This window comes from Collimonas sp., assembly GCF_035566555.1.
GTDB lineage: Bacteria > Pseudomonadota > Gammaproteobacteria > Burkholderiales > Burkholderiaceae_D > Collimonas.
Window position 1 is genome coordinate 1 of sequence record NZ_DATMRB010000061.1, and the last position, 3,218, is coordinate 3,218.

General features: G+C 57.3%; 5 protein-coding genes. All 5 read right to left on the minus strand.

Translation table 11 applies throughout. The annotated features are described in order from the left end of the window. On the minus strand, nucleotides 1-90 hold a 90-nt coding region (locus tag VNZ65_RS08685), incomplete at its 3' end, for an FmdB family zinc ribbon protein (RefSeq protein WP_325658859.1). Between the two features lie 132 nt (nucleotides 91-222). Further along, nucleotides 223-1,284, minus strand: a complete 1,062-nt coding sequence (locus VNZ65_RS08690; protein ID WP_325668032.1) for a spermidine/putrescine ABC transporter substrate-binding protein — start codon at nucleotides 1,282-1,284, stop codon at nucleotides 223-225. Nucleotides 1,285-1,373: 89 nt separating this feature from the next. Then, on the minus strand, nucleotides 1,374-1,871 hold the full coding sequence (locus tag VNZ65_RS08695) for a DUF2059 domain-containing protein (RefSeq protein ID WP_325668034.1): 498 nt from the start codon (nucleotides 1,869-1,871) through the stop codon (nucleotides 1,374-1,376). A 73-nt stretch (nucleotides 1,872-1,944) separates the two neighbouring features. Continuing rightward, entirely contained in the window at nucleotides 1,945-2,733 is a 789-nt protein-coding gene (locus tag VNZ65_RS08700; RefSeq protein ID WP_231880034.1) for an ABC transporter permease, read from the minus strand. Continuing rightward, nucleotides 2,726-3,218 (minus strand): ABC transporter permease (locus tag VNZ65_RS08705; RefSeq protein WP_325668037.1); only part of this gene is annotated, 493 nt, incomplete at its 5' end. The genes VNZ65_RS08700 and VNZ65_RS08705, both read right to left, overlap by 8 nt.

Below are 3,218 nucleotides of genomic sequence, written 5' to 3' on the forward strand. Positions count from 1 at the left end.
CGGGCAAACCGTCAGCGGCTCATCGGACATCTTTTGCAGCACATCTTTGGCAAAACCACAGGCTTCGCAGCGATACGCATAAATCGGCATGGTGAAACTCCGCAAATATCTTACAAAACCCTGAATTATAAAGGTTTTTTCCAGTATACACGGGCTTGGCCGACGGCTTGTGGCGGCGGCGCCATGAATTGACGCTGCCGTTGCCAATTTTACATCGAAAAATCAGCGGGCGCGGATCTCGGTCCAGATGCGGTTGATGGCGCGCCGCTGCTTGCTGTTCAGGTCTTTCAGCATTTCCAGCTTGGCGAAACCTGCCTTGTCCGGAAAAATCGCCTGGTTATTGGCGATTTCAGGCTTGATGTACTTGGCGGCGTCGGCGTTAGGATTGCCCGAGCCGATCAGGTTGCTCAGCTCGGCGGCATTTTTGCCATCCAGCATGAAATTGATGAACTTCAGCGCCAGGTCGGGCCGCGGCGCCGCCTTGTGGATCACCATGCTGTCCAGCGCCAGCACGGCGCCTTCCTTCGGCATGCCGTGGCGGATGCGGAACTTGCGGCCGGCTTTCTGGGCATCGACATCGGCCTGGAAAATGTCATTCGAATAACCTTGCACCAGCCAGATATTGCCGACAGTCAATTCTTTGATGTAGCTGCTGCCGTTGAATGCGGCCCAGTAAGGCTTGGCCTTGATGATCACGTCCTTGGCTTCCTGCCAGTGCTTCTCGTCGGTATCGTTGGCGGAATAGCCCAGGTATTTCAGGGCGGCGCCCATCAATTCGTTGGCCGAATCCAGTACAGTGACCTTGCCCTTGATCTTGACCAGGATCTTCGGATCGAAAATCGCCGCCCAGCTGTCCACCGGAATCCCCAGTTCCTTCATCTTCTGGTCGTTATAGCCCATCAGAGTGACGGTATAGGCGTATGGCACAGAAAACTTGTTGCCCTTGTCGAAATCGGTGTTCAGGTAGGCCGGGTTGACGTTCTTCAGATTCGGCAACTGCGCCTTGTCGAGCGGCAGCAAGGCCTGCTGCTTGATCAGGGCATCCAGCGCGTTACCGGTCGGCACGATGATGTCGTAGCCTTTGGCGCCGGCGGCCAGCTTGGCCAGCATTTCCTCATTGTCGCCGTAATAGGTCTGCACCACCTTGCACTTGCAAAATGCCTCGAAGCGCTCCACCGTCTCCGGCGCAATGTAATTGTTCCAGTTGTACAGGCGCAGTTCGTCGGCGGCGTGGGCGGCGACGCTGGCACACAACAGGGCGGCGATGGTAAGAAGTTTTTTCATGGCTATTCCGGGATCTGATAAGTAAATTGCAATCTGAAGCAACGACTGGCGACTGGACGGACGCGCCCGCTGCTTCCCACTCACACACACTATTTGCTATTTTTTACGTCTTCCATCGTCTGCTGCATCTCGGCTTGTATCTTAGGCATCATCTCCGCCATGCGCGTCTGCATGAGGCCCATGGTCTTTTGCATGACGACCGGCATTTTTGCTATGTAGGCTGTGCCAGCAGGGCTTTTATAGAATGTCACCAGGCCATCGATTTCTTCCTGCGTGAAACTGTCACGATAAATTTTCGCGTACATGGCATGCATCTTGTCCCAGCTCAAATCATCTTTCATGGTCTGCGCCATCTTTGCGCTTGCAGCATCCAGAATCTGCTGCTGCTTGGCCGACAGCGTCTGTCCTTTGGTCGCAATAGCCATCGACTGACGCATGCTTTTACCTATAGCCGGAAGCATCAGATCCATGGTCTTCTCCGCATGCATGGCATTCAGCAGCTCCTCTATCGAGGCATCGCTCGGCGTCGCCGCATGTACCGCGCTTGAAAGGAATACTGCAAAGAACAGGATGGAAAAGCGCCGCATGAATGATCCAGTACAGGAAAGTGACTCGATTAACCTCAATACCAGGGGCGGCCGCAAGCCGCCCCGCTTTTGTCTAGCTTGAGCGCAAAGCGTTGGGCGCAAGCTTGGACGCGATGATTATAAGCAGCAGGGTCAAGCCCATCAACAAGGTCGAAACGGCATTGACTTCCGGCGTGACGGCAATCTTGATCATCGAATAGATCTGCAGCGGCAAAGTCGAGGCATTGGCGCCGGCGGTGAAGAAGGTGATCACGAAGTCGTCGATCGACAAGGTGAACGCCATCAGGGCCCCCGCCACCACGCCCGGCATGATCAGTGGCAAGGTCACCAGCCGGAAGGCCTGCATCGGCGTGGCGCCGCAGTCGCGCGCCGCTTCGGTCAGGCTTTCATCCATGCCGGACAGACGCGAACGCACCACGATGGCGACAAAGCCGATGCAGAAGGCGATGTGCGCCAAGGTGATCGACAGCAGTCCCAGCGTGATGTTCAGCATCACGAAGAAGATCAGCAGCGAAACGCCGACCAGGATTTCCGGAATCGCAATCGGCGTCAGCACCAGCAGGGGCAGCAGCTTGAGCTTGTAGCGATGCATGGCGAAGCCGGCCATGGTGCCGAGCAAGGTGGAAGCGGCGCTGGCCACCAGCGCGATCATCAGCGAATTGCCGGCGGCGCGCAGCATCTCCTCGTTATGGAACAGTTTGCGATACCAGTCCAGCGTAAAGCCGACCCACTCGGCATTGAGCTGCGAGTCGTTGAAGGAATACACCACCACGATAATCAGCGGTACGTACAGGAAGGCATATACGAACAGCGCTACCAGCCACAGGCCGAGCGGACGCCGCATGCGGTTCAGGTTAGCCATGGGTTTCTCTCCTTGGCCTTGCCACCAGCACGGCGATGCCGGCGGCGATCAGCGCCGCTACCGTGAGAACGATAGAGAGCACGCTGCCGAACGGCCAGTCGCGGGTTTCCAGGAATTGCTGTTTGATGACGTTACCGATCATGTCGCTGCCGGTGCCGCCGAGGATATCGGACACCGCAAAAATCCCCAGCGCCGGAATGAACACCAGCGCCGCGCCGGCGTACACGCCGGGCAGAGACAAGGGGAAAGTGATGCGCCAGAAGCGCTGCCAGGCGGAAGCGCCCAGGTCCTGTGCGGCATCGACCAGCGCCGGATCATGCTTTTCCAGGTTGGCGTACAGCGGCAGCACCATGAACGGCAGGTGCACGTAAACCAGGCCGACAATCACCGAGAACGCGGTAAACAACAGGCGCACCGGTTCGATCCCCACCAGTCCCAGCACATAGTTGACTGCCTGCGTCAGGCCGGATTGCGGACCGAGGATG

What these genes read in the sequence shown, in the direction of transcription:
- VNZ65_RS08690 (WP_325668032.1), bottom strand. Translation starts at nt 1,284, where the DNA reads ATGAAAAAACTTCTTACCATCGCCGCCCTGTTGTGTGCCAGCGTCGCC.
- VNZ65_RS08695 (WP_325668034.1), bottom strand. Translation starts at nt 1,871, where the DNA reads ATGCGGCGCTTTTCCATCCTGTTCTTTGCAGTATTCCTTTCAAGCGCG.
- VNZ65_RS08700 (WP_231880034.1), bottom strand. Translation starts at nt 2,733, where the DNA reads ATGGCTAACCTGAACCGCATGCGGCGTCCGCTCGGCCTGTGGCTGGTA.